The 21,432-nt window shown below is 68.9% G+C and carries 24 protein-coding genes; 15 read left to right on the top strand and 9 right to left on the bottom strand.

Annotated elements, in window-relative coordinates; all coding sequences use genetic code 11:
• Window positions 1–38: 38 nt before the first annotated feature.
• From AB0M15_RS22315 to AB0M15_RS22300, 4 genes are read left to right on the top strand one after another with little or no spacing between them, the layout of a single operon-like run.
• A complete protein-coding gene (locus AB0M15_RS22315; RefSeq protein WP_363822120.1) occupies window positions 39–1,169 on the top strand; it encodes a DNA repair exonuclease in 1,131 nt (376 codons plus the stop codon).
• Window positions 1,166–3,937 (top strand): AAA family ATPase, encoded by a 2,772-nt coding sequence (locus AB0M15_RS22310; RefSeq protein WP_363822115.1) that lies wholly within the window; start codon window positions 1,166–1,168, stop codon window positions 3,935–3,937. The genes AB0M15_RS22315 and AB0M15_RS22310 overlap by 4 nt, the downstream gene beginning before the upstream one ends.
• Window positions 3,938–3,980: 43 nt before the next feature.
• Window positions 3,981–4,388: a MerR family transcriptional regulator gene (locus AB0M15_RS22305; protein ID WP_363822110.1), complete on the top strand. Its 408-nt coding sequence runs from the start codon at window positions 3,981–3,983 to the stop codon at window positions 4,386–4,388.
• Window positions 4,389–4,403: 15 nt separating this feature from the next.
• Window positions 4,404–5,399 carry an aldo/keto reductase gene (locus AB0M15_RS22300; RefSeq protein ID WP_363822106.1) on the top strand — a complete coding sequence of 332 codons (996 nt, stop codon included), beginning with the start codon at window positions 4,404–4,406 and terminating at the stop codon, window positions 5,397–5,399.
• Window positions 5,400–5,406: 7 nt separating this feature from the next.
• Here AB0M15_RS22300 and AB0M15_RS22295 read toward each other — a convergent pair whose 3' ends face one another.
• From AB0M15_RS22295 to AB0M15_RS22280, 4 genes are all read right to left on the bottom strand, one after another.
• A complete protein-coding gene (locus tag AB0M15_RS22295) occupies window positions 5,407–6,141 on the bottom strand; it encodes an anti-sigma factor (RefSeq protein ID WP_363822103.1) in 735 nt (244 codons plus the stop codon).
• Between the two features lie 5 nt (window positions 6,142–6,146).
• On the bottom strand, window positions 6,147–6,743 hold the full coding sequence (locus AB0M15_RS22290) for a sigma-70 family RNA polymerase sigma factor (protein ID WP_363822099.1): 597 nt from the start codon (window positions 6,741–6,743) through the stop codon (window positions 6,147–6,149).
• Between the two features lie 67 nt (window positions 6,744–6,810).
• The gene (gene fdhD, locus AB0M15_RS22285) at window positions 6,811–7,638 is read right to left on the bottom strand and encodes a formate dehydrogenase accessory sulfurtransferase FdhD (RefSeq protein ID WP_363822095.1); all 828 of its coding nucleotides are present in this window, start codon (window positions 7,636–7,638) and stop codon (window positions 6,811–6,813) included.
• 17 nt (window positions 7,639–7,655) lie between these two features.
• Complete coding sequence (locus AB0M15_RS22280; protein ID WP_363822093.1) at window positions 7,656–8,765, bottom strand: phosphotransferase; 1,110 nt, start codon at window positions 8,763–8,765, stop codon at window positions 7,656–7,658.
• A gap of 74 nt (window positions 8,766–8,839) precedes the next feature.
• Here AB0M15_RS22280 and AB0M15_RS22275 point away from each other — a divergent pair, with 74 nt between their 5' ends.
• Window positions 8,840–9,457, top strand: coding sequence for a trimeric intracellular cation channel family protein (locus AB0M15_RS22275; RefSeq protein WP_363822298.1), 618 nt, complete (start codon window positions 8,840–8,842; stop codon window positions 9,455–9,457).
• Here the strand turns inward: AB0M15_RS22275 and AB0M15_RS22270 are convergent.
• Window positions 9,440–10,165, bottom strand: a complete 726-nt coding sequence (locus tag AB0M15_RS22270) for a MerR family transcriptional regulator (RefSeq protein ID WP_363822090.1) — start codon at window positions 10,163–10,165, stop codon at window positions 9,440–9,442. The genes AB0M15_RS22275 and AB0M15_RS22270 overlap by 18 nt on opposite strands.
• Window positions 10,166–10,205: 40 nt before the next feature.
• Complete coding sequence (locus AB0M15_RS22265; RefSeq protein ID WP_363822088.1) at window positions 10,206–11,405, bottom strand: MFS transporter; 1,200 nt, start codon at window positions 11,403–11,405, stop codon at window positions 10,206–10,208.
• 77 nt (window positions 11,406–11,482) lie between these two features.
• On the opposite strand from AB0M15_RS22265, the gene AB0M15_RS22260 reads away from it, so the two are divergent.
• From AB0M15_RS22260 to AB0M15_RS22245, 4 genes are all read left to right on the top strand, one after another.
• The gene (locus AB0M15_RS22260) at window positions 11,483–12,607 is read left to right on the top strand and encodes a ferrochelatase (protein WP_363822079.1); all 1,125 of its coding nucleotides are present in this window, start codon (window positions 11,483–11,485) and stop codon (window positions 12,605–12,607) included.
• Window positions 12,604–13,404: an inositol monophosphatase family protein gene (locus AB0M15_RS22255; RefSeq protein WP_363822076.1), complete on the top strand. Its 801-nt coding sequence runs from the start codon at window positions 12,604–12,606 to the stop codon at window positions 13,402–13,404. Before AB0M15_RS22260 ends, AB0M15_RS22255 begins: the two co-directional genes overlap by 4 nt.
• Before the next feature lie 278 nt (window positions 13,405–13,682).
• Entirely contained in the window at window positions 13,683–13,982 is a 300-nt protein-coding gene (locus tag AB0M15_RS22250) for a DUF4193 domain-containing protein (RefSeq protein ID WP_012921380.1), read from the top strand.
• A 145-nt stretch (window positions 13,983–14,127) separates the two neighbouring features.
• Window positions 14,128–14,928, top strand: a complete 801-nt coding sequence (locus AB0M15_RS22245; protein WP_363822073.1) for a DUF427 domain-containing protein — start codon at window positions 14,128–14,130, stop codon at window positions 14,926–14,928.
• On the opposite strand, the gene AB0M15_RS22240 is transcribed toward AB0M15_RS22245, so the two are convergent.
• Together AB0M15_RS22240 and AB0M15_RS22235 are read right to left on the bottom strand one after the other, a co-directional pair.
• Entirely contained in the window at window positions 14,904–15,185 is a 282-nt protein-coding gene (locus AB0M15_RS22240) for a DUF4235 domain-containing protein (RefSeq protein WP_363693496.1), read from the bottom strand. The genes AB0M15_RS22245 and AB0M15_RS22240 overlap by 25 nt on opposite strands.
• A 23-nt stretch (window positions 15,186–15,208) precedes the next feature.
• Entirely contained in the window at window positions 15,209–15,664 is a 456-nt protein-coding gene (locus AB0M15_RS22235; RefSeq protein ID WP_363822070.1) for a DUF3093 domain-containing protein, read from the bottom strand.
• A 52-nt stretch (window positions 15,665–15,716) separates the two neighbouring features.
• On the opposite strand from AB0M15_RS22235, the gene dut reads away from it, so the two are divergent.
• The 4 genes from dut to AB0M15_RS22215 all read left to right on the top strand — a co-directional run bounded on the left by dut (window position 15,717) and on the right by AB0M15_RS22215 (window position 18,187).
• Window positions 15,717–16,169: a dUTP diphosphatase gene (gene dut, locus AB0M15_RS22230; RefSeq protein ID WP_343978306.1), complete on the top strand. Its 453-nt coding sequence runs from the start codon at window positions 15,717–15,719 to the stop codon at window positions 16,167–16,169.
• 91 nt (window positions 16,170–16,260) lie between these two features.
• Complete coding sequence (locus AB0M15_RS22225) at window positions 16,261–16,944, top strand: DUF3710 domain-containing protein (RefSeq protein WP_363822067.1); 684 nt, start codon at window positions 16,261–16,263, stop codon at window positions 16,942–16,944.
• A 54-nt stretch (window positions 16,945–16,998) separates the two neighbouring features.
• Window positions 16,999–17,388, top strand: a complete 390-nt coding sequence (locus tag AB0M15_RS22220) for an OB-fold nucleic acid binding domain-containing protein (protein ID WP_363822064.1) — start codon at window positions 16,999–17,001, stop codon at window positions 17,386–17,388.
• Window positions 17,381–18,187, top strand: coding sequence for a DUF3159 domain-containing protein (locus AB0M15_RS22215; protein WP_363822061.1), 807 nt, complete (start codon window positions 17,381–17,383; stop codon window positions 18,185–18,187). The genes AB0M15_RS22220 and AB0M15_RS22215 overlap by 8 nt, the downstream gene beginning before the upstream one ends.
• Here the strand turns inward: AB0M15_RS22215 and dapA are convergent.
• Complete coding sequence (gene dapA / locus AB0M15_RS22210; protein ID WP_363822057.1) at window positions 18,156–19,019, bottom strand: 4-hydroxy-tetrahydrodipicolinate synthase; 864 nt, start codon at window positions 19,017–19,019, stop codon at window positions 18,156–18,158. The genes AB0M15_RS22215 and dapA overlap by 32 nt on opposite strands.
• Before the next feature lie 74 nt (window positions 19,020–19,093).
• Between dapA and AB0M15_RS22205 the strand changes: the two genes are divergently transcribed.
• A complete protein-coding gene (locus AB0M15_RS22205) occupies window positions 19,094–19,981 on the top strand; it encodes a LysR family transcriptional regulator (protein WP_363822053.1) in 888 nt (295 codons plus the stop codon).
• Between the two features lie 59 nt (window positions 19,982–20,040).
• A complete protein-coding gene (locus AB0M15_RS22200; RefSeq protein WP_363822050.1) occupies window positions 20,041–21,306 on the top strand; it encodes a hypothetical protein in 1,266 nt (421 codons plus the stop codon).
• The last annotated feature ends 126 nt before the right edge of the window (window positions 21,307–21,432 follow it).

The following is a 21,432-nucleotide window of genomic DNA, read 5'->3' as shown; positions in this document are numbered from 1 at the left end:
GGGTGCAGGTGAGCACGCCGGGTTAGCGTTCTCGCGCGATGAACGACTCGATCACCTTTCTGCACAGCTCGGACTGGCAGCTGGGCATGATGCGCCGGTTCCTGGGGCCGGACGGTCAGGCTCGGTGGGCCCAGGCGCGGCTGGACGCCGTCATGCGGATCGGGGACGTCGCCAAGGAGACCGGCGCGGCCTTCGTGGTCGTCACCGGGGACGTGTTCGAGCACAACCAGGTGGAGCGGCAGACGATCCTGCGCGCTTGTGAAGCGCTGAAGCGGATCGAAGTACCGGTGGTGTTGTTGCCGGGCAACCATGACGCGCTCGAGCCGGGGTCGCTCTGGTCGTCGGCGCAGTGGTTGGGGCATGCGCCGGATCAGGTGGTCGTCGTGACGGACAGCCGGCCGATCGAGATCGTGCCGGGGGTCGAGATCGTCGGGGCGCCGTGGCGCTCGCGGCGGCCGGTGTCCGATCCGGCAGCTCCTGGGTACGCCGAGCTGAAGCCCGCGCCGGCCGGAACGACGCGGATCCTGCTCGCGCACGGGCAGCTGACCAGCCTGAGCGGCGGTATGTCCGACGTACCGACGATCGACCAGGCGGCGCTCGAAGCCGCTGTCGCCGACGGGCGGTTGCACTATGTCGGGCTGGGCGACCGGCACTCGACCACCGAGGTGACCGAGCGGATCTGGTTCTCCGGGACGCAGGAGGTCACCGCGCCGGAGGAGACGCATCCGGGCAACGTCTTGAAGGTGACGCTCGATGCCAAAACGATCGAGGTCGAGCCGATTCGGGTCGGTGCCTGGCACATGGTCGAGCACCACGCGGAGCTGTACGACGAGGAGTCGCTGACCGCGCTGGAGGACTTCTTCGCGGAGCTGCCCGAGAAGGAGCGGACCTACGTCCGGCTCGCCGCCGACGGGTCGTTGCCGTTGCCGCTGCTGAGCCGGCTGGACGCGATGGTCGACGCGCAGGGCGAGGTCTTCGCCAGTGTCGAGCGGTGGGCGAAGTTCTGGACCGTCCGCCCGGCGCCCGATGCCGCGGATCTGGACGCGCTGCAACTGAGCGGTCCGGCCCGGGCGGCGATGGAGGAGTTGCGGCAGGCGCTGGCCGGTGGCGACGAGGGTGCCGGCGCGGCCCTCACGTTGATGCACAGACTGGCGCGGGACGCGGGATGAGGCTGCATCGACTGACGCTGCGGAACTTCCGTGGCGTCAAGGACCGTACCGTCGACCTGCCTGGCATCGGTACCACCGTGATCGTCGGCGACAACGAGGTCGGCAAGTCGAGCCTGGTCGAGGCGTTCGCGCTGGTCTTCGACTTCCCCGACGACTCCAAGTCCACCCGGATCCGCGACATCCAGCCGGTCGGTCAGGACGTGGCGCCCGAGGTGACGGTCGAGTTGACGCTGGGCGGGCGCGAACTGACGTACACGAAGCGCTGGCTGAAGAACCGCTCCACCGAGCTGTCCGTCGTCGACCCCGATGGCCGCCGGCAGACTTTCACCGGACGCGAGGCGCACAACGAGGCCGAGCGGCTGTTCGCCGAGAACGTCGATCCCGTGCTGTGGCAGACCTTGATGGTCGGCCAAGGACAGTCGCTGGTACTTCCGACGCCCGCCGACGCCGAGCCGCTGATCACCGCGGTCACCGCGGAATCCGGTACGCCGGTCGACGGCGCCTCGATGCCATTGGTCACCGCCGTCGAGCACGAGTACCTGCGCTACTGGACCCGTGGTGGACGCCCGACCGGCGACTTCGCCAAGTCGGCGCAGCACGTCGCGGCGGCCGAGCTCGCCGCCGAGCAGGCGTTGAAGGCGATGGACGAGGTGCTCGCCGACATCCGTCGCGCCGAGCGGCTCGCGCTCGACCTGGCCGACCTCTCGGGCCGGCTCGACACGCACCTCGTCTCGGTCGAGGAGCTGCGCGAGAAGAAGAAGGCGACCGACGAGATCCTGCTCCGGCGGGACTCGATCAGGAGTCGTGCGGAGACTGCCCGCGCGCGGTTGGAGAACCACACCCGCACCCGGCTCGAACGCGAGCGGCTGCTGGCCGATGTCGAGCGATTCACCAAGGCCGACGAGGAGCTGGCCGAGCGGTGGAAGCACGCCGACCAGACTGCTCGCAAGGCGGCCGAGACTGTTCACGCTGCGGAGGCCGCGCTCGCCGAGGTGGTCGAGCTCAAGGACGAGCGGCGTGGCGAGGTCCAGGATGTGGAGCGGCTGGTCTCGTCGCTGATGGACCGGGCCGAGCTGGATCGGTTGCTGGGGCAGCAGGCTGAACTGGTCGACGTGCGGGCCCGGATCGCTGCTGCTGGGGCTGTGCTCGACGCGATTCTGGTTGACGACGCGTTGGTCACCGCGTTGGAGGATGCACGGGCGAAGGTTGTCGAGGCTCGGGCGGCGTTGGCGGCCGGAGTGCCGGAAGTTTCGGTACGGCGGCTTGGTGGCGAGGCCGTCGAGTTGTCGGGGACCGGGTTGGATGCCGGGGCTGGGAAGGTGCCTTCGTCTGTAGCTGAAGATGGTGTCGTCGAGCTGCTGGTGTCTGGCGAGTTGGTGGTCGGCGTACCGGGTGCTGTCGAGGTTCGGGTGCGCGCGGGTGGCGAGGCAGCGACCCTGAGGGCCGCGGTGGATGAGGCTGTCCGGCGTGAGAAGGATCTGCTGAAGAAGGCCCGGGTCAAGGACCTGCCGGCCGCGCGGGAGTTGTTGCGCAAGGGGGATCTGGCGTCGGCGGAGTTGCAGGAGGCCCGGCGTACCGAGCGGTCGTTGACGTCGGGCGGGGATCCGGCTGAGCGGATCGCGTTGCTGACTTCGCGCCTCGGGTTCGTCGAGGGTGAGTCGGTCGAGGAGCCGGCGCCGAAGCAGGTCGCTGATGTGAGCGTGCCCGGGCAGATGTCGCTGTTCGAGCAGTTCGAACCGGATGAGAACGCCTTCGATTTCGAGGATCTGGAGATCCCCGAGCCGATGGATGTCGGCGAGTTGGCGGTCGCGCAACGGCGGTTGGAGAACGCGCGGAGCGGGCTGGCCGAGGCGGAGTCGCTGCTGGCGGACGCGGAGTACGCGGCGGCGCAGGCGCGGAAGGCGGCCGACGAGGACCGGTCGGAGGCGCAGCAGGCGCGGGCGCGGGCCGAGTTGGCGGGGGAGCGGTTGGCTGCCGCCATCGAGTCGCTGGAGGCTGCTCGTTCGTTGCTCGCTGATGACGACGTCGAGGGGGCCGAGGTTGAGGCCACCGGTGAGGTTGAGGCGGTGCTCGAGGAGCTGACCGCGGTACAGGAGCAGGTCGACGCTGCCGGCGCCGATCGGGTCGCCGGTGAGTTGGCGGATGCGCTGGCCGTTGCGACGCGGCTGCAGGGTGAGCGGGACGTACTGCGTGATTCACTGCGCACGACCGAGGGCAGGCTGGAGCAGTCCGGGCGGGACGGGTTGGCGACCCGGCGCGACACGGCCGAGCTGGATCTGGCCGCTATCCGCTCCGAACACGAGAGCCTGAAACGTCGCGCGGACGCGGCCCACCGGGTCTACGAGACCCTTGGCCGGCATCGCGCGGAGGCGCAGACGAAGTACTCGGAGCCGTTGCAGACCAGGATCGAGGCGCTTGGCCGCAGCGTCTACGGCCCGTCGTTCCGGGTCTGGCTGGACGACGACCTCGCCGTCGCCGAGCGCGAGTTGGACGGCGCCCGGCTCCGCGTCGAAGCGTTGTCGACGGGCGCTCAGGAGCAGCTAGCCATCATCACGCGCCTCGCCATCAGCCACTTGGTGAGCACGGGTGAAGGCAGCGTTCCGATCATCTTCGACGACGCTCTCGGCTGGTCCGACAAGGCACGGCTACGGGACATGGGCGCATTGCTCGGGCGGGCCGGCGACCACGGCCAGGTCATCATCCTCACCTGCATGCCGGACCGGTACGAGTACGTTCCGCGCGCGACGTACATCAAACTCGAGTCCTGAATCGGCTTGACCTGGAGTGGACTCCAGGTAGTTGGCTAAGGGCATGACCTCGATTCAGGTGCCGGATGGTGGGGTGACCATCGGTGCGGCGGCTCGGTTGACCGGGCTGTCCATCGACACGTTGCGGTACTACGACCGTGAGGGGCTGCTCGGGGAGCTGCCGCGCGACGGTGGTGGGCGGCGACGGTTCGATCAGCTCAGTATCGGGTTGCTGGATGTGCTGATCCGGTTGCGGCGGACGGGGATGCCGATCGAGCAGGTACGGCGGTTCACGCGGCATGTGCGCGAGGGCGACCGGGATCGGGCCGGGCGGCTGGCGTTGTTGCGGGAGCACCGGATCAAGGTGTTCGCCGATCTGCAGCAACTGGAGGCCGACCTCGAGGTCATCGACTGGAAGATTGCGGCCTACCAGGCCGCCGAGGACGGCATCGACCCGCCGCCTCGCGACTGAACTTTGAGGAAGCTGATGACTGAGTCAATGAGTAGGGAGCTCGGCGGGCGTAGTACGAGCGCGCTGGGAGTTGGATGCTGGGCGATCGGTGGGCCGTGGGTGGCGTCCGGTCGGCAGGCTGGGTGGGGTGAGGTGGATGACGAGGTCAGCATCCGGATGATCCACACGGCCATCGAGGCCGGGATCCGGTTGCTGGACACGGCTGACGTGTACGGCGCTGGGCACAGCGAGGTGGTCGGTCAGGCGTTGCGGCGGTTGCCGGCCAGCGTGCGCGACGAGGTGATCGTGGCGACCAAGTTCGGGAACGTCTTCGACGAGACGACCCGGGTAGCCGAGGGGCAGGACGTCTCGCCGGCCGCGATCCGGGCCGCCACCGAGGGAAGCCTGCGGCGGCTCGGGGTCGAGGCGCTCGACCTCACGCAGATGCACGGTGGCGCCGACACGGCGGCCGAGGCCGAGGTCGTGGTGGCGACTCTCGAGGAACTCGTTGCCGAGGGCAAGCTCAAGGCGTTCGGCACGAGCGTCGACAAGCCCGAGGTGATCGCGGCGTACGGCAAGTCGTCGGCGATCAGCGCACAGTCCCAGCTCAACGTCTTCGGCCACGACCCCGAGGTGCTGGCGACGGCCCACGAGTACGACCTCGCAGTACTGGCCCGCACGCCGCTGGCCATGGGCCTGCTGACCGGCAAGTACGACCTGTCGAACCGGCCTGCCGAGACCGACGTCCGTCGCGACACTCCTTGGTGGACCTACTTCGACGACGACGCGATGGCCGACTGGCTGCGCCGCCTCGAATCCGTCCGGGAGATCCTCACGACGGACGGCCGCACCCTGACCCAGGGCGCGCTCGCCTACCTCTGGGCGCTGGACCCGATCATCATCCCGTTGCCAGGGGCCCGAACCCCGGAGCAGGTCACCGAACACGCGGCAGCCATCGACTTCGGCCCGCTGCCCGAGTCGGCGCGCCAGGAGATCGACGAGCTGCTCGCCGACTCCCCGGAACGCCGCTGAGTTCTGGTCAGACCATCGGAATGACGCTGGCCGTGCTGAGGGTTGGCTCGGTGGCGCCGGGCTTGTTCTCGACGGTCAGGCCGAAGGCGATCTTGTCGACCACGCCGCCGCGGATGACCTGTTGACCGTCGCTGGTGGTCACGCCGACCGAGTGCATCACCTGGGACTTGTCGCTCAGCCAGAGTTGGTAGGTCTTGCCGCTGGGCAACTTCGGCAGGTTGTTGAGCAGGACGATCGCGGTGTCCTTGCTGGGCGACATCACGACGGCAGCCTGGCCGCCGTCCTTCAGGTTGCCGTGGACGGTCTTGGCGTCCGGCTCGGCCAGCAGGGCGGCCAGTTGCTGGTTCTGCTGGTGCTCGCGGGAGCTGTCGCGGTACTGGTCGACGGCGATGCCACCGGCCCCGGCGACGAGGATCCCGGCCGCGGCCAGGCTGAACAGCGAGCGACGGTTGAAGGACCTGCGGCGTACCGGCGCGGGGAGTTCGACCTGTACTTCGGCACGCACCAGCGGCGGCAGTTGCCGGGTGCCGGCGATCTCGGCGAGGACCCGGGCCCTGAGGGCGGGCGGTGGCTGGGTGGCGACCGCAGTACCGAGCTTGTTGGCCGCTTCGCGCAGCTCGGCGACCTCCGCGCTGCAGGACTGGCAATCGGCGAGGTGTTCCTCGAAGTTGATCCGCTCGTCCTCGGGCAGTGCGTTCAATACGTAGGGACCGGTCAGCGCGTGCACTTCCGGTGTCGTCATGGCCCTCACCTCCCCGTCACACCCAGGCAGTCGCGCAGCCGGATCAGGCCGTCGCGCATGCGTGCTTTGATCGTCGCTAGCTTGGCGTCGAGCAACTCCGCCACTTCCCGGTACGAGTATCCGCCGTAGTAGGCCAGCGTCACCGATTCCCGCTGCAGCTCGGTCAGCGAGGACAGACAGTGCCGGACCTGCTCGACCTCGAGGTTCGTGGTCACGGCCTCCGCGACCTCGTCGTACTCCGTGGTCGAACTCGCCGCCGCGACCGCTTGTTCCCGATCTGTCGACGACTGTTCCGAGCGGACCCGGTCGATCGCCCGGCGGTGCGCCATCGTCAGGACCCACGAGGTGAGCGAGCCGCGGTCGGCGTCGTACCGGGTCGCCGTGCGCCAGATCTCCACCATCACCTCTTGGGTCACCTCCTCCGACTGGGCCGGGTTGCGCAGGACGCGCCGGATCAGGCCGTAGACGCGAGGTGCCATCTGGTCGTACAGCTCGGCGAACGCGTCGGTGTCGCCGCGTGCCACCCGGGCCATCAGGTCAGCCGGGCTGCCGGCGGACGCGTTGACCACCCGCGGCCACGGTAAGGCCGTCTCCTCGCTCACAAGGCGCTTCCTCCGACTCGGTTGGAACGGTCGCCTGTACTTCGGAGCGCGATGGCCATCGGATGGGTCAGCGCAGCACCCGGTCCGGTGAGCTGTAGATCACACAGCGGTCACCCCGGGTGAAGCCGACGAGGGTGACGCCGAACCGCCGGGCGAGATCGACGGCGAGGCTGGACGGCGCGCCGACGGCAACCATCATGCCGATGCCGGCCGCTACCGCCTTCTGGATCAGCTCGTAGCCCATCCGGCCGCTCACGACGAGCACGAGGCCCTTGCGGCTGCGCTGGTTGAGCACGGTCCAGCCGACGACCTTGTCGACCGCGTTGTGGCGGCCGACGTCCTCCCGGACCACTACCTTCTGGCCGTCGGGGGTGAAGAGGCCTGCCGCGTGCAGTCCGCCGGTACGGCCGAAGGTGGGCTGTGCCTCGCGGAGGAGGTCGGGCAGGCGCAGTACTACGTCCAGTGGGACCTCAACCGGGTCGACTGGGTCGTACTGGCGCTCGGCGAGCTCGTCGAGGCTCTGCTGGCCGCAGACGCCACAGGCGGCCGAGGTGACGCCGTACCGCTGGGGTGGTTCGCGGTCGGGCGGGCCGTCGAAGGTGACGGTGACGGTGTTGAACTGCTGCTCGCGGGTGAGCTTCACGTCGGTGCAGTACGCGACCGTGCTGATCGCGTCGGGGCGTACCGCGAAGCCCTCGCCCAGGCAGAAGCCGGCGGCCAGCTCGAAGTCGGAGCCGGGGGTGCGCATGGTGATGACGAGCGGCTCGGGCGGGCGGCCGGGCCACTCGAGGCGGAGCTCGAGCGGTTCCTCGGTGACCACCACGTCCTCGCGGCGGGACGTCTTGGTGCCGTCCTGCACCTCGACCTTGAACCGGGTCGTGGGTCCTTTGCTCATGTATACAATCTAGGGCTTTATGCCCAGTCGCGCCTGATGGCGAGCCAATCGAAGTAGGCCCAGGCGTAGAGGCGCTGGTGGCGGCGGATCTCCGGGGTGCAGCCGGGCGGCGGTGGGGCGTCGAGCCGGTTGATGAAGTAGACGGCGAGGACGGCGGCGAAGCAGTCGAGGTGCTCCGGCGGTACGTCGGCGGTCAGCGGGCTGGCTTTGACGGCGGCGAGGGTGTCGATGCCGTGGCGGTGGGCGAGCGGGAGCAGCCCGACCCAGTCGAACCAGGCGGGGCCGAGCGACAGCCAGTTCCAGTCGACGGTCCAGCAGGTGTTACCGGCGTCGATCAGAAGGTTGTCCGGCCGGATGTCGGTGTGGATCGCGGAGGTGGGTGCCAGGGCGGTCGGGTACAACTCGACCAACTCCTGAAGTTCCTGGAGCCGATCCGGCAACCACGGCTGGAATCCCTCGGGCATCGGCTCCTTCCCGGCCAAAATCTCGGCCGGTCGGTACCGCGGGAAGCCGCTCCCCTCGATCGTGGCGCTGAAGGGCTCGAGCCCGTCGAACGGACTCGGAGTGAGCACCACGGCCATCTGCTCGAGAGTCGCAGTCACCGTCGCGAAGTCTTCTGGAGTCCACGGCATCCCGGGCATCCGAGCCTCGATCCGCTCCGAAGCAACCGCGAACCATCGGGCTTCGCCCTCGGTCGCGGGGGTGGAGGAGGAAGCTGTCGCGCCCTTGGTGGAGGCGTCGGCCGGTCCGGTGGCGACGGCCGACGTGCCACCGGCGGTGGCGCCCGCCGTGCCGCCGGTGGTGCGGGGCGCTGTCGCGTGGGCTGTGGCCAGGATGCGGGGGACGCGGATGCTGCTGGGGAGGCGGGGGACCAGGTTGGCTTCGCGTTGGTAGGCCTTGTAGGGGTGTTGGGAGTCGTCGGCGGCTTTGACGAAGATTTGGCGGCCGTCGGCTAGTTGGACGGGAGCCGCGAAGCCGCCGGTGAAGCCGGAGCCGACGGAGGGGGCGGCTGTTAGGACTTTGGTGCCTAAGGCAACTTCTAGGGCTGAGCGGAGGGACGGTGGGAGAGCGCTCCACGCGGGGCGGGCGGAGGTGGCGGTGTAGTCGACTTCGGGTGGTCCGCTCATGGGGGAAGCGTAGGGCGGTCGGCGTGGCGGTGCCTTGGGTTTTCGTGCGGGCCGGGGTGGGCGGTTACGGTGCGGTGGTGAGTGGATGGGCTTTGCATGTGCTCGATCTGGTGGGGATCTTCGTGTTCGGGATCACCGGAGCGCTGGTCGGAGTACGCAAGAAGCTGGACGTGTTCGGGATCCAGGTGCTGGCGCTGGTGACCGGGCTCGGTGGTGGGTTCATCCGCGACGTACTGATCGGCGCGACCCCGCCGGCCGCGCTGGTCGACTGGCGGTACCTCGTGGTGCCGGTGGCCGCCGGGCTGATCACGTTCTTCCTGCATCCCGGGATCGGCCGGGTCGAGCGCCTGGTGAACATCTTCGACGCGGCCGGCCTCGCCCTGTTCTGCGTGACCGGCGCCCGCAAAGCGCTGGAGTACGGCCTGCCGCCGCTGTCGGCCGCGCTGGTCGGCACGATCTCCGGCATCGGCGGCGGCGTCATCCGCGACCTGCTGTCCGGCCGCGTCCCCGTCGTACTGCGCAGCGAGATCTACGCCACCCCGGCATTCCTCGGCGCCGGCATCGTGGTCGTCGTCAACGCCCTCCACTACGACGCCCCCTGGACCACCCTCGCGGCAGCCGTCGTCTGCTTCCTCATCCGCTTCATCGCCATCCGCCGAGGCTGGAACGCCCCACTACCCCGCATGACTTAGCGCGGGCGGCTCCCAACCGTTGACCACGGCAAGCAGTTCCACGTAGCGGTTCCAGCGCGGATCGACGGCTGCCTGCTGCAACCCGGCAGCACGTTCACGGAGCGTTCCCGGCCGGGACATAGCCGCGGAGTACTCGGCGGCCATGGAACGGACGACCGTCCGGAAGTCAGCGCTCTGCGAGAGCTCGGCCAGCTCGATCCAGGCCTCGACCTGCTCCGCCGACGGGTTGTCCGGGAGCTCCGCGGTGAGCGTCTGCCGGATGCCTGCGAACACGGGATCGGGTCCGAAGGTGCTGGCAAGGAAGTCGTCGAGCAGTTGCTGCCGTTCGGTTTCGGAGAGTCGGGCCAGGCGGTGCATGAGGTTCAGCTCCTCGGGGGTCGAGCCACGCTCGGCAGCCACCATCAGGATCGCGCGCCGCAACCGCAAGGTCTGGATCTGGACCCCGAGCGCTTCGGCATGGGCCGTCGCGACGTCGGAGAGCGCGATCTCGCGATCCAGGACCCGGCGGATGGTGCCGAGATCGAGGCCGAGCTCACGCAACGAGCGGATCAGTTCCAGGCGGGCGACGGCAGCGAGGTCATAGCGGCGGTAACCGGCAGGGCTGCGGTCGGTCGGTGGTACGAGCCCGCGATCGGAGTAGAACCGGATCGCCTTGACCGTCCAGCCGGTCCGCCGCGCCAGTTCGCCGATCGAGAAGAGTTCGTCCATGCCAACCACCCTCGGGTCTCCCGTCAGGGGAGAGTCAACCTCAGTTGTGGGCGAAGCGGGTTTTCGGGCGGGCGAAGGTGACTGAGACGCTGGCGATCAGGGCGCACGTGATGCCGACGGTGACCGGCACCCAGTACGCGTCCGAGGCGCCCCAGACGTCGACCGCATGTCCGGCCGCCGCGTTGCCTGGCGCAACGCCGAGCAGCAGGCCGGTGACGGTCCAGGTGATCGCCTCGGTGAGCCGTTGCGGCGGTACCCATTCCTCGACGCACGCGGTGACGGCGACCATCGTCGGCGCGATCGTCAGGCCGGCGCCGAACAGCACGACGCCGAGTACGAGGATGTTGCCGACCCACGGCAGCGGCGCGAGCGTGATGGCCAGGGCGATCGTGCCGAGCAGTAGTCGTCGCTCCACCGGTGCCTTCCAGTGGACCGATCCGTACCAGAGCCCCGCCAGCAGCGACCCGAGCGCCCACACGGCCAGTACGACGCCGGACATGCCCGGCTTGCCCTCGGAGGCGGTGAACGCGACGGTGACGACCTCAGCGCTTCCCAGCGTGGCGCCGAGACCGAGCCCGATGATGCTCAGCAGGAGCAGGGAGAGCCAGGGGAGTGGTGCCTTCTCGGTACCGTTCGCGCTGCCGCGACCAGGCGGGTCGGAGGCGCGCAACGAGGCCAGCCAGATGCCGCCACCAAGCCCGAGGAGTCCGGCTGCCGCCAGGCCGGCGTACGGGCTGATCTGGGTGGCCAGGGCGGTGACGAGGACCGGGCCGACGATGAAGACGACCTCGTCGCCGACGGCTTCCAGCGCGAAGGCGGTCTGCAGGGCGCGTCCCCGGCCGAGCAGATGGGTCCAGCGGGCCCGGACGAACGAGCCGACCTGAGGACGGGTGCCTCCGGCAACGAACGAGATGACGTACAGCACCCAGGACGGCGCGTCGGCACGGACGGCGACGAGCAGGCCGCCCAGTGCGATCGTGCAGAGCGTCGTGCCGGCCAGGAGCAGCGACCGCTGGCCCCAGCGGTCCACCAGCCGGCCCTGGATCGGTCCGGTCAGTGCTCCCGCGATCACCCCGGCGGCGGAGACCGCGCCGGCCAACCCGTACGAACCGCTCTCCCGGGCGATCAGGATCACCGTGCCGAGGCCGAGCATCGAGATCGGCATCCGGCCGATGATCGCGGCAACGAAGAAAGCACGGGCGCCGGGGCGGCGCATGAGGTGTACGTAGGGCTTCAGCATAGGAAATCGGCTTCACCCTAACTCGCCGCGAGGGGACCACACGCATCCGCTTGCAGCGCGCCTGGGATCATCGGGGTATGCCCGTCGAACCGACGCCTGATCCAGCCTTTGACGCCACCCCGTACGACGCCGTGCTGCTGCTCTCCTTCGGTGGTCCCGAGAAGCCCGCGGACGTACTGCCCTTCCTGCAGAACGTCACCCGCGGCCGCGGTATCCCCGACGAGCGGCTGGTGGAGGTCGGTGAGCACTACTACTCGTTCGGCGGCCGCAGCCCGATCAACGACCAGAACCGTGAGCTGCTGAAAGCGTTGCGTGAGTCCTTCGACGAGGTGGGCCTGGACCTGCCGCTGTACTGGGGCAACCGCAACTGGGATCCGTACCTGACCGACACGCTGCGCCAGATGACGGCCGACGGCGTACGCCGGGCTGTGGTGATCGTCACCAGCGCCTACCCCTCGTACTCCGGCTGCCGGCAGTACCGGGAGAACCTGGCCGATGCGACCGCAGCGGTCGAGGGGGCGCCAAGGATCGACAAGCTGCGGCACTATGCGAACCACCCCGGCTTCGTCGGCTCCTTCGTCGAATCCACCGCCGAGGCGCTGAGCAAGCTGCCCGAGGGCTCCGCGATCGCATATGTGACGCACTCCATTCCGAACAAGATGAACGAGACCAGTGGCCCCCAGGGCGACGGGTACGTGAGCTGGCACCTGGACGTAGCCGCCGAGATCACCGCGGAGCTGCAGCGGCGTACAGGGGTCGAGCGCCGGACCGACCTGGTCTACTGCTCGCGCTCCGGCCCGCCGCAGGTGCCGTGGCTGGAGCCGGACGTCAACGAGCACCTGGAGGCGCTGGCGGCCGACGGGGTGCCGGGTGTCGCCGTAGTGCCGATCGGGTTCGTCAGTGACCACATGGAGGTCATCTACGACCTCGATACCGAGGCACTGGCGACTGCGGAGAAGCTCCGGCTGCCGATGGCGCGTGCTGCCACCCCTGGTACCGACCCGCGATTCGTGACGATGCTGCGCGACCTGATCCTCGAGCGGGCCGCCGCCGAGCGCGGCGAGCAGCCTGCCCGCCCCTGCCTCGGCAAGCTCGGCCCCGGGTGGGACGACTGCCGCCCTGACTGCTGTCCTGCCCTCCGCCGCCCCGGAGCGCCTACCTCCAACGAACCCGCCGCACCGGCAGCTAAGGAATCCGTATGAGCTCCGAGAACCCCCAGGACCTGCTGAAGCTGGCGGTCGAGGTCGCCGCCGAGGCAGCCCAGCTGATCGTCGAGCGACGCCGGGGCACGGTCACAGTGGCCGACACGAAGAGCACCGCGACGGACATCGTCACCGCCGTCGACCGGGAGTCGGAGGAGCAGATCCGGGCCCGGGTGCTGGCGGCCCGGCCGGACGACTCGTTCCTCGGCGAGGAGGGCGACGACGTCAACGGCTCCAGCGGCGTCCGCTGGGTCGTGGACCCGATCGACGGGACGGTCAACTACCTGTACGACATCCCGACGTACGCCGTGTCGATCGCTGTCGAGGTGGACGGGCAGACGGTCGCCGGGGTGGTCGTCGACGCGCCCAAGGGGGAGATGTTCACCGCGACGCTCGGTGGCGGGGCCTTCCTCGATGGCAAGCCGATCCGGGTCTCGGACTGCCCGGACCTGAGCAAGGCGCTTGTCGGGACGGGCTTCGGGTATGACCCGGACCGCCGCCTGGTGCAGGCCGAAGTTGTGCAATCGCTGATCGCCAAGGTCCGGGACATCCGCCGGATCGGTGTCGGCGCGATCGACCTCTGCTACGTCGCCTGCGGCCGGCTGGACGCGGTCTACGAGCGGGGGCTGAACCCGTGGGATTACGGCGCGGGCGCCCTGATCGCGGCGGAGGCGGGTGCGACCGTCGGCGGTATCGGCGGAGCGCCGGTTTCGCCCGAGATGTCGATCGCGGCGACCCCGGCCGTGTTCAGCGCGCTGCACGATGCGCTCGCTGCCGCCAACCCACTCAGATCGTAAAACTGCTCGTTAGTGCGCGCTAGTACGCATTAATGAGCATTCGGCTGTTCGGTCCTGTCTCAATCTGCGACACGCGGGCCGGAAGATGGACCCCGACGCGCGCGAAGGCCCGTTGATAGGGCACAATCCCTGCCTCGGGGGCGGTACTGACACCGCTGCCAGCCTGTCTGTCAAGGGTTTCGGGGGACGAGAGCTTCCATCGCGGAATTTCTCGGCCGCTTTACCCGTTCAAGGGCTCAGCAGGCAACACCACGGGTACGAAGAGGGCAGGGAACACCATGGCGACTGATTACGACGCCCCGCGCAAGACGGACGAGGACTCCAGCGAAGAGTCGATCGAGGAACTGAAGACTCGCCGTCACGACAAGAACTCCGGCAAGGTCGACGAGGACGAGGCGGAAGCTGCTGAAAGCTTCGAGCTGCCCGGCGCGGACCTGAGCCACGAAGAGCTGGCGGTGCGGGTGCTCCCGCGCCAGGCCGACGAGTTCACCTGTTCGAGCTGCTTCCTGGTTCACCACCGCAGCCAGCTCGCGAACAGCAAGAACGGACAGCTGATCTGCCGCGACTGCGCTGCCTGAACCACAGCATCGTCGCCCTGCTCGGCTGAGTCCGTACCGACTCACGGGACCGTCCCCTTTCGAGGGGGACGGTCCCGTTGTCATGTCTTCGGATAGGTAGCTCTTACCGATGTCCAGAGGGCCGCGAGGCTCCTAGCCTGGCCGTATGAGCAAGCAGATGCGAGACCTTTGGGCGGAGGGGCTGGGGCTGCTGCGCCACGAACCGACCGAGATGCGGGTACGGATCCGGCACGACGGTCATGAGCTGGTGGACACGGTCAGGGCGATCCTGGTCTGGGAACCGCGCCGGGTGGTCCCCTCGTATGCCGTACCGGCGACCGAGCTGCACGCTCCGCTGACCCCATCGTCGGTGGAGCCGGTACCGCCGCCGGCGGGCATCCTGCACCCGGGCATCCCGTTCCTGGCGCACTCGACGGCCGGGCAGGTGATGGACGTCGACGGGTTGGCAGGAGCGGCCTTCCGGCCGGATGACCTGGACCTGGCGGAGTACGTAGTACTGGACTTCAAGGCGTTCGACGAGTGGTACGAGGAGGACGAGCGGTTGGTGGCGCACGCCCGGGAGCCGTACCACACCGTCGCGGTCAGGCCGAGTTCGCGGACGGTCCGGGTCGAGCGAGACGGTCAGGTGCTCGCTGAGAGCAGTAGGCCGACGCTGGTGTTCGAGACGAGTCTTCCGACGCGGTTCTACCTACCGCGGGAGGACGTCCTCGCCGCCCTTGAGCCGACCGATCTGGTGACCTCCTGCGCCTACAAAGGCAAGGCCACCTACTACGTCGACAACCTCATGTGGAGCTATCTGGAACCGCTCAAGGAGGTCAAGGGGCTCGCGGGGCTGGTGTCGTTCTACGACGACCTACTGGAGGTGTACGTCGACGGGAAGCTCCGTGAGCGCCCAGGTGGCCCGGTGGCCGAGGCGCTGCGTCAGGAGTTCGGCTTGTCCTCGTAGCCGGGAGGCAGGCTGCCGGTGGACTTCAGCCAGTACTTCGCTGCACGGTCCTCGGCGAACCGCTTGGCAGCCGCGGCCGAGGCGCCACTGGCGACCGCCCAGGTGACGATCTCGATGTAGCCGGCTTGGTTGCCCTTGGGTGGCTTGCCGCCGGACCCGATCTTCCAGGCCGTCGTCACCGCCTTGTTGGCGACCAGCGACACCACGATGGTGAACGCCATCAGCACGAGCTTCCAGCCGATCTTGGCTCCGACCACGACTACCTCCTAGGTCCCGTTGTTCAGGATCTTGCCACGCTGTCGGCGGTGAGCGCCGCTGCCAGCCGATCAGGGTGTCGCGTGCCGATCAGCCAGTACGGTGCCGGGTCGCGCGGGTCGGTGATCTCGACTCGTACTGCGCCCGGCAGGTAGCTGCGTAGTACCAGGAAGGCAGCAGGGTCGCAGTCGCGGCCGAACGCGTTGCGGGCGTCCTCGCCGGACAAGGGCTCGACCTTGCCGAGGTACTGCCGCTCGATCGCGGCACGGCCGGCCCGGAGCTTCGCGGAGTCGACGGCGACCACAGCACCGCCGTACCGGGTGAACAGGGTGAGCAGGAGGACAGCAGCGATCCCGCCGACCGCTGCGCCCGCTATGACGCCGGCAGGGACAGCAGTGATGACGTACAAGGTGATCACTGCCGCAGTGGCGATGACCCACCAGCTCACTGGCACGCTCAGCCGTTCCCGGTATTGCTCCACGACACCAGCCTGGCACGCCCGGTGTCCGGCGGCGTCGGTAGGGTCCTCTCCCATGACTGAGGTACTGATCCAGCGGCTAGACGAGGACCTGCCGGTACCGGCGTACGCGCACCCTGGCGACGCGGGTGCCGACCTGGTGGCGGCCAGTGACATCACCTTGAAGCCAGGGGAGCGGGGACTGGTCGGTACCGGGATCGCGATCGCGCTGCAGGACGGGTACGCCGCGTTCGTGCACCCGCGCTCCGGGCTGGCCGCGAAACACGGGGTGTCGATCGTCAACGCGCCGGGCACTGTGGATGCGGGTTACCGTGGCGAGATCAAGGTGTGCCTGATCAATCTGGACCCGGCTGCCGAGATCACCCTGAAGCGTGGCGACCGGATCGCGCAGCTGATCATCCAGCGGGTCGAGCGGGCCCGGTTCGTCGAGGTGACGAAGCTGCCGGGGTCGGATCGCGGCGAGGGAGGCCACGGCTCGACCGGCGGCTTCGGCGGTGTGACACGCTGATCAGGTGCACGCGATTGACCTGCGCGATGCGCGAGACTACGGCGGGCTGATTTCACGGCCGCCAGATGACTATGGAAGTAGGGCTTGAGCAGTGATCTTCCGTCGCAAGGGCAAGAACGACGACGAGCCGACCACCGGCGGTTTCTTCGGCGACGAGGAAGACGTCGTCGAGGGCGATGACGCCGAGGAGGCCGCGCCGGTCGGGCGCAGCGCCGGCCCGTTCGACTCCACCGAGATCGACCCGGAGTCGCTCGAGGCCGAGGACCGGATCGACCTCGGCGCGCTGGTGGTCACCGGGCTGCCCGGGATGGAGCTGCGGCTGCAGGTCGACGAGGCCAGCGGCGACGTCCAGGCGGTCCTGCTGGTGCTGGAGGACTCCGCGCTGGAGCTGCGTGCGTTCGCGGCGCCCAAGACGAGCGGCATCTGGTCGGAGGTACGACGCGAGATCGCCGCCGAGGCGACCCGGATGGGTGGCACGGCGTCCGAGACCGAGGGGCCGTTCGGCACCGAGCTCGTGCTCGTCGTACCGGTCGAGGACCCCGAAGGACAGATCTTCAGCCAGACCTCGCGCGTCATCGGCGTGGACGGTCCGCGCTGGCTGCTGCGGGCCACCGTGCTGGGCCGCGCCGCGGTCGAGCCGGACGCCGCGCCGCCGATGGAGCAGTCGCTGCGCAACGTCGTCGTCGTCCGCGGCCCGGAGCCGATGGCACCGCGCGAGTCGCTGGCCCTGCGGCTGCCCGCGGGCGCCCAGGCAGCCACCGAGGAAGAGGCCTGACAGACATGTCCGGATACCGGCCGAGCACGCTCACGAACGGCTTACACTGGGCTCATGGGTAGTGATAAACCCGGGGGGCTGTGGAAGCGCGCCTTCAAGGGACTGGCCGGCGACCGGGACGAGCAGGACGCCGAAGTACTGAAGGACTACGCGAGCGGTTGTGGCGCGCGGTCCATCACCGGCTGTCATGACCGGGAGATGGTGACGCTGTACGGCACGCTGCGCACGATCACCTTCAGCCCGCGCGGCGGCGTACCGGCGCTGGAGGGTGAGCTGTACGACGGCACCGGCACGGTCAAGCTGGTCTGGCTGGGCCGGCGCAAGATCGCCGGCATCCACCCGGGTTCGGAGCTGACCGCGTCCGGGCGGATCGGTGTCGTGGACGGGGACCGGGTGATGTTCAACCCGAAGTACGAGCTCCGTCCTGCGGCTGCGCATGGCTGAGCCGCACGGAACACAGCGTGACCAGCTCGACGAGGACCTGAACGAGAAGCTGGTCGAGATTCTGAAACCCGAGTTCGAGGCGGCTGAGACAGCGCCGCCGGCCGAGACGGTGCAGGCCGAGGAGGGGGCGCCGGCCAAGCCGGAGGCGACCACCGACAAGGACTTCTTCCAGGCGCTCGGCGGCTGGGGAGCCCTGCTCGACGTCGGGCTGCCGTGGATCGCGTTCATGATCGTGTACGCGGCCTCCGACCACGACCTCAAGCTCGCCCTGATCGTCGCGGTCGCCTGCGGCGGCGCGGTCGCGCTGCTCCGGCTGCTGCGCAAGCAGCCGCTGCGCAACGTGATCGGCGGCTTCATCGGCGTCGCGTTCTCCGCGTGGGTGGCGAACCGCAGCGGCAAGGCCGAGAACGTCTACCTGCCCGGCATGATCCTCAGCGGCGGCTACCTGCTGATCTACGGCCTCTCGATCATCGTCCGCTGGCCTCTCTTCGGTGCCCTGTACGGCGTGATCACCCAAACCGGCGGCGAGTGGCGCCGAGACCCGGACATGTACCGAGGTTTCAACCGAGCCACCCTGGTCTTCGCCGGCCTCTTCGCCGGCCGCCTGGCGATCCAGATTCCCCTGTACCTGACCCACCAACTGAACGCCCTGGGAATCGCCAAGATCGGCCTCGGCCTGCCCTGCTACGCGCTCGCGCTCTGGCTCGCCTACTCCGTCCTCCGCGGTTCTCTCCCGGCCGACAAATGGGACGAGACCCGCGATCACGTCACCGGCCTCCTCCGCGGCGGCAAGAAGTAGTCATCATCAGGGGGAGGCGGACCGAGGCGTGGGGGATGATCCCCAGCTCGGCCAGGGCAGCCTTGGTGTTGGGGGCGCCTTGAGAGTCGGCAGTCAGGGCTGTGGTGATGGGGATCTGGGAGCGGTGGACCGCTTGGGCAGTGTCGAGGTCTCCGGTGCGGATGGCCTGGATGAGGTCGGCGTTGGGGGCGGCTGTGAGGTTGCCGGTGACGCTGACTAGGCCAGTGGCGCCGGTGGCTAGGTAGGGGAGGTTCAGGTCGTCTGTGCCGCAGTAGTAGGCGAGGGCCGTGGTGGACATGAGGCTCATTGCTTCGGCCAGGTCGCCCTTCGCGTCTTTGATGGCGTGGATGTTGGGGTGGGCGGCTAGTTCGGTGATGGTTGCCGGGGCCATGGCCAGGCCGGTGCGGTGGGGGACGTCGTAGAGCATGACGGGGAGGGTGGTGGCGTCGGCTACTGCTCGGCAGTGGGCTGTCACGCCTGCTTGGGTCGGCTTGGAGTAGTACGGGGTGACCAGTAGGAGGCCGTCGGCGCCGGCTGCTTCGGCTTCGTGGGCGCGGCGGATGGTGGTGGCCGTGTCGTAGGTGCCGATGCCGGCGATGACTTTGGCGCGGCCGGCTGCCTGGGTTGCCACGGCTTTGACTAGTTGGGTGGTTTCGGCGTCGGTGAGGGTGGGGGATTCGCCGGTGGTGCCGGCTACGACGAGGCCGTCGGCGCCGGTGGTGAGGAGGTGGTCGACGAGGCTGGCGAGGCCGGGGAGGCTGATCGAGCCGTCGGGGTTCATCGGGGTCACCATGGCGACGAGGTTGATGCCGAAGAGCTCTGCTGCGGTCATGGGATTGATCGTGGTCGAGGGTGATCGATGCGGTCTAGCGATGCTTTTTCATCGGTATTGCTTAGTGTGGCTTCATGATCGAGGTGGGTGCGTTGAGAGCGCTGCGGGCGGTGGCTGGGCTGGGGACGCTGGCGCGGGCGGCGGACGAGTTGGGGTTCACGGCTTCGGCGGTGTCGCAGCAGCTCAAGCGGTTGGAGCGGCAGGTCGGAGTACCGGTGATCGCGCCGGCTGGCCGTGGGGTGGTGCTCACGCCGGCTGGGCAGGCGATCGTCGACTCGGCGGGTGAGGTGTTCCAGGCGCTGGAGCGGTGTGCTGAGGCGGCTCAGTCGGTGTCGGAGGGGACGCCGCGCGGCGTACTGCGAGTAGTCGCGTTCTCGACCGCCATCCGCGGGCTGCTCGCGCCGACCTTGAGGCAACTCGCCAAGACAGCCCCCGAGCTCCGAGTACATCTCACCGAGCAGGACCCGGACCAGGCGCTACACAGCGTCGAAGCCGGTACTGCGGACCTCGCCCTCGTCCACGACGCCGACGGTCTCCCGGCCCCGCTACCGCCATCCCTGACCCAACGCCACATCCACACCGACACCGGCGACGTCGTCATGAGTTCCACCCACCCCCTGGCACACAACGAGCCGTTGACCGCTGCCGACCTTGCGGGGCATGCGTGGGTGACCAGTCCGCCTGGAACCGTCTGTCATCAATGGTTCCGGCGGCTGTTCGCTGACTCGCCTGAGGAACCTGACGTACGTCACCTCGTCGACGACTTCGCCACCCAGCTTGCGCTGGTCGCCGCCGGTGACGTGATCGCTTTGATCCCGCGGCTTGCACGACCGCCGCTGGGCGAGCTGGTCGCCAGGCCGCTGGCCCGGCGGCCGACGCGCGAAGTACGGGCTGCGTGGCGGCGGAGTGCCGACGCGAGCCCGGCGATTCAAGCCGTGCTGAGGGAACTGACCCGGGGGTAACCCGCGTCATAGGGAACAATTCGAGCCCCGCGGACAAGCCGCGAACCAAGGGGGAGTGCGTGAGCCCGACCATCTGGATCGTCCTGGCGATTGCCGGTATCGGCGTTGCCATCGGCGTCTACGCGATCGTCCGCCGGCAGCGCTACGTCAGCTCGCTGCGGGAGCGCGGCTGGACCTTCGAGGGGAGCCCGACCTGGGACGCCGTCGCCCAACTCGCGAACCCGCCGTTCGGCCTGGGGTTCGTGCGGAAGCCGGACGACCAGATCACCGGCTCGACGAGCACGGGCCGGCCGTTCCAGGTGATCGAGTACGGCGCCGAGCACTGGAAGGGCTGGGTCGGCATGGTCACCCTGTCCCGCCGGCTACCCGAGCTGTGGATCATCGGCGGCCAGACGCAACTCCGGTACGGCGTGACCGCGACGAGCGTGCCGGCCCCGCAGCAACTCGGCCCGGGGTGGAAGGTCGGTGCGCTCGACCAGGCGTTCGGCACGGAGGTGATGACGCCGCAGCTGTGCGAGCGGCTGACCGTGATGGCCGCGAAGCAACCCGGGCTGAACCTCAGTATCGACGGGGACCAACTCGTAGTACTGGATCCGCCGCGCAAGGACCCTGCTGTGCTCGCCGAGTGGCTGGAGCAGCTCGCCGGCATCGCTGCCGCGATCGACGCAATGCCTTTGGATCAATGGATCCAGCCGGCCCGGCCGTCGCGGTTGACGTTCTACCAGCACCCGGAGTGGTACTGGGTCGGCGTCGACGACAACCTGCTGCAGACCACCCGGGTGACCAGGTCCGGCCACAGCCACAGCACGTCGGACGTGATCCGCGGCCGCGACGGCAACGGCCCGCCGTTCGTCGCGTTCACGCACGAGTGGAAGACGACCCGCACCGAGTCGTACACCGACAGCGAGGGCCGCAGCCAGACCCGGCAGGTGACCGAGAGCCACAGCGAGGCGGTGCTCGGGTTCCAGCTCCCCGTCCGGATGCCGGCGCTGTCGGTCGGCCGGCGCGGCTTCGGGCGCGGGATCAGCTTCGAGAGCGGTGCCTTCAACGAGAAGTTCAAGGTGACCGCGGACGACACCAAGTTCGCCTACGACGTGATCCACCCGCGCCAGATGGAGTACCTGATGGCCGATCCGCCGGCGCCCTTCGAGTTCGACGGCGACTGGGTCTGGTTCAGCCCAGGACAGCACAGCCACGAGGTGATCGAGCACTCGTCGGCCTTCCTGAACGGCTTCCTGGCCCGCGTCCCGCGCTTCGTCTGGCGCAACCTCGGCCTCCCCGACACCCGCTACCCGGCTTTACTTTCCGGAGTGTCGCAAACGTGACACGGCTGGTTGTGGCCAGCTGAATCGCTGAAAAAGGACGGAATTCCAGGCCTACGATCTGGCGACTCATTCGTAGACCCCCTGTGAGGCATTCGTGACTCCACGTCCTGGCCGCGGCCGAAGACT

It is taken from the genome of Kribbella sp. NPDC051718 (assembly GCF_040681515.1).
Lineage (GTDB): Bacteria > Actinomycetota > Actinomycetes > Propionibacteriales > Kribbellaceae > Kribbella.
Note: the sequence above shows the minus strand (reverse complement) of the source record. Positions and strands in the feature narration are given on the sequence as shown.

Bases quoted from the DNA above. Each gene is read 5' to 3' on its own strand.
- AB0M15_RS22280 (WP_363822093.1), bottom strand. From the start codon at position 8,765: ATGAGCGGACCACCCGAAGTCGACTACACCGCCACCTCCGCCCGCCCC.
- AB0M15_RS22300 (WP_363822106.1), top strand. From the start codon at position 4,404: ATGACTGAGTCAATGAGTAGGGAGCTCGGCGGGCGTAGTACGAGCGCG.
- AB0M15_RS22255 (WP_363822076.1), top strand. From the start codon at position 12,604: ATGAGCTCCGAGAACCCCCAGGACCTGCTGAAGCTGGCGGTCGAGGTC.
- fdhD (WP_363822095.1), bottom strand. From the start codon at position 7,638: ATGAGCAAAGGACCCACGACCCGGTTCAAGGTCGAGGTGCAGGACGGC.
- AB0M15_RS22205 (WP_363822053.1), top strand. From the start codon at position 19,094: ATGATCGAGGTGGGTGCGTTGAGAGCGCTGCGGGCGGTGGCTGGGCTG.
- AB0M15_RS22220 (WP_363822064.1), top strand. From the start codon at position 16,999: ATGGGTAGTGATAAACCCGGGGGGCTGTGGAAGCGCGCCTTCAAGGGA.
- AB0M15_RS22260 (WP_363822079.1), top strand. From the start codon at position 11,483: ATGCCCGTCGAACCGACGCCTGATCCAGCCTTTGACGCCACCCCGTAC.
- AB0M15_RS22310 (WP_363822115.1), top strand. From the start codon at position 1,166: ATGAGGCTGCATCGACTGACGCTGCGGAACTTCCGTGGCGTCAAGGAC.
- AB0M15_RS22270 (WP_363822090.1), bottom strand. From the start codon at position 10,165: ATGGACGAACTCTTCTCGATCGGCGAACTGGCGCGGCGGACCGGCTGG.
- AB0M15_RS22305 (WP_363822110.1), top strand. From the start codon at position 3,981: ATGACCTCGATTCAGGTGCCGGATGGTGGGGTGACCATCGGTGCGGCG.
- AB0M15_RS22315 (WP_363822120.1), top strand. From the start codon at position 39: ATGAACGACTCGATCACCTTTCTGCACAGCTCGGACTGGCAGCTGGGC.
- AB0M15_RS22250 (WP_012921380.1), top strand. From the start codon at position 13,683: ATGGCGACTGATTACGACGCCCCGCGCAAGACGGACGAGGACTCCAGC.
- dut (WP_343978306.1), top strand. From the start codon at position 15,717: ATGACTGAGGTACTGATCCAGCGGCTAGACGAGGACCTGCCGGTACCG.
- AB0M15_RS22245 (WP_363822073.1), top strand. From the start codon at position 14,128: ATGAGCAAGCAGATGCGAGACCTTTGGGCGGAGGGGCTGGGGCTGCTG.
- dapA (WP_363822057.1), bottom strand. From the start codon at position 19,019: ATGACCGCAGCAGAGCTCTTCGGCATCAACCTCGTCGCCATGGTGACC.
- AB0M15_RS22295 (WP_363822103.1), bottom strand. From the start codon at position 6,141: ATGACGACACCGGAAGTGCACGCGCTGACCGGTCCCTACGTATTGAAC.
- AB0M15_RS22215 (WP_363822061.1), top strand. From the start codon at position 17,381: ATGGCTGAGCCGCACGGAACACAGCGTGACCAGCTCGACGAGGACCTG.
- AB0M15_RS22265 (WP_363822088.1), bottom strand. From the start codon at position 11,405: ATGCTGAAGCCCTACGTACACCTCATGCGCCGCCCCGGCGCCCGTGCT.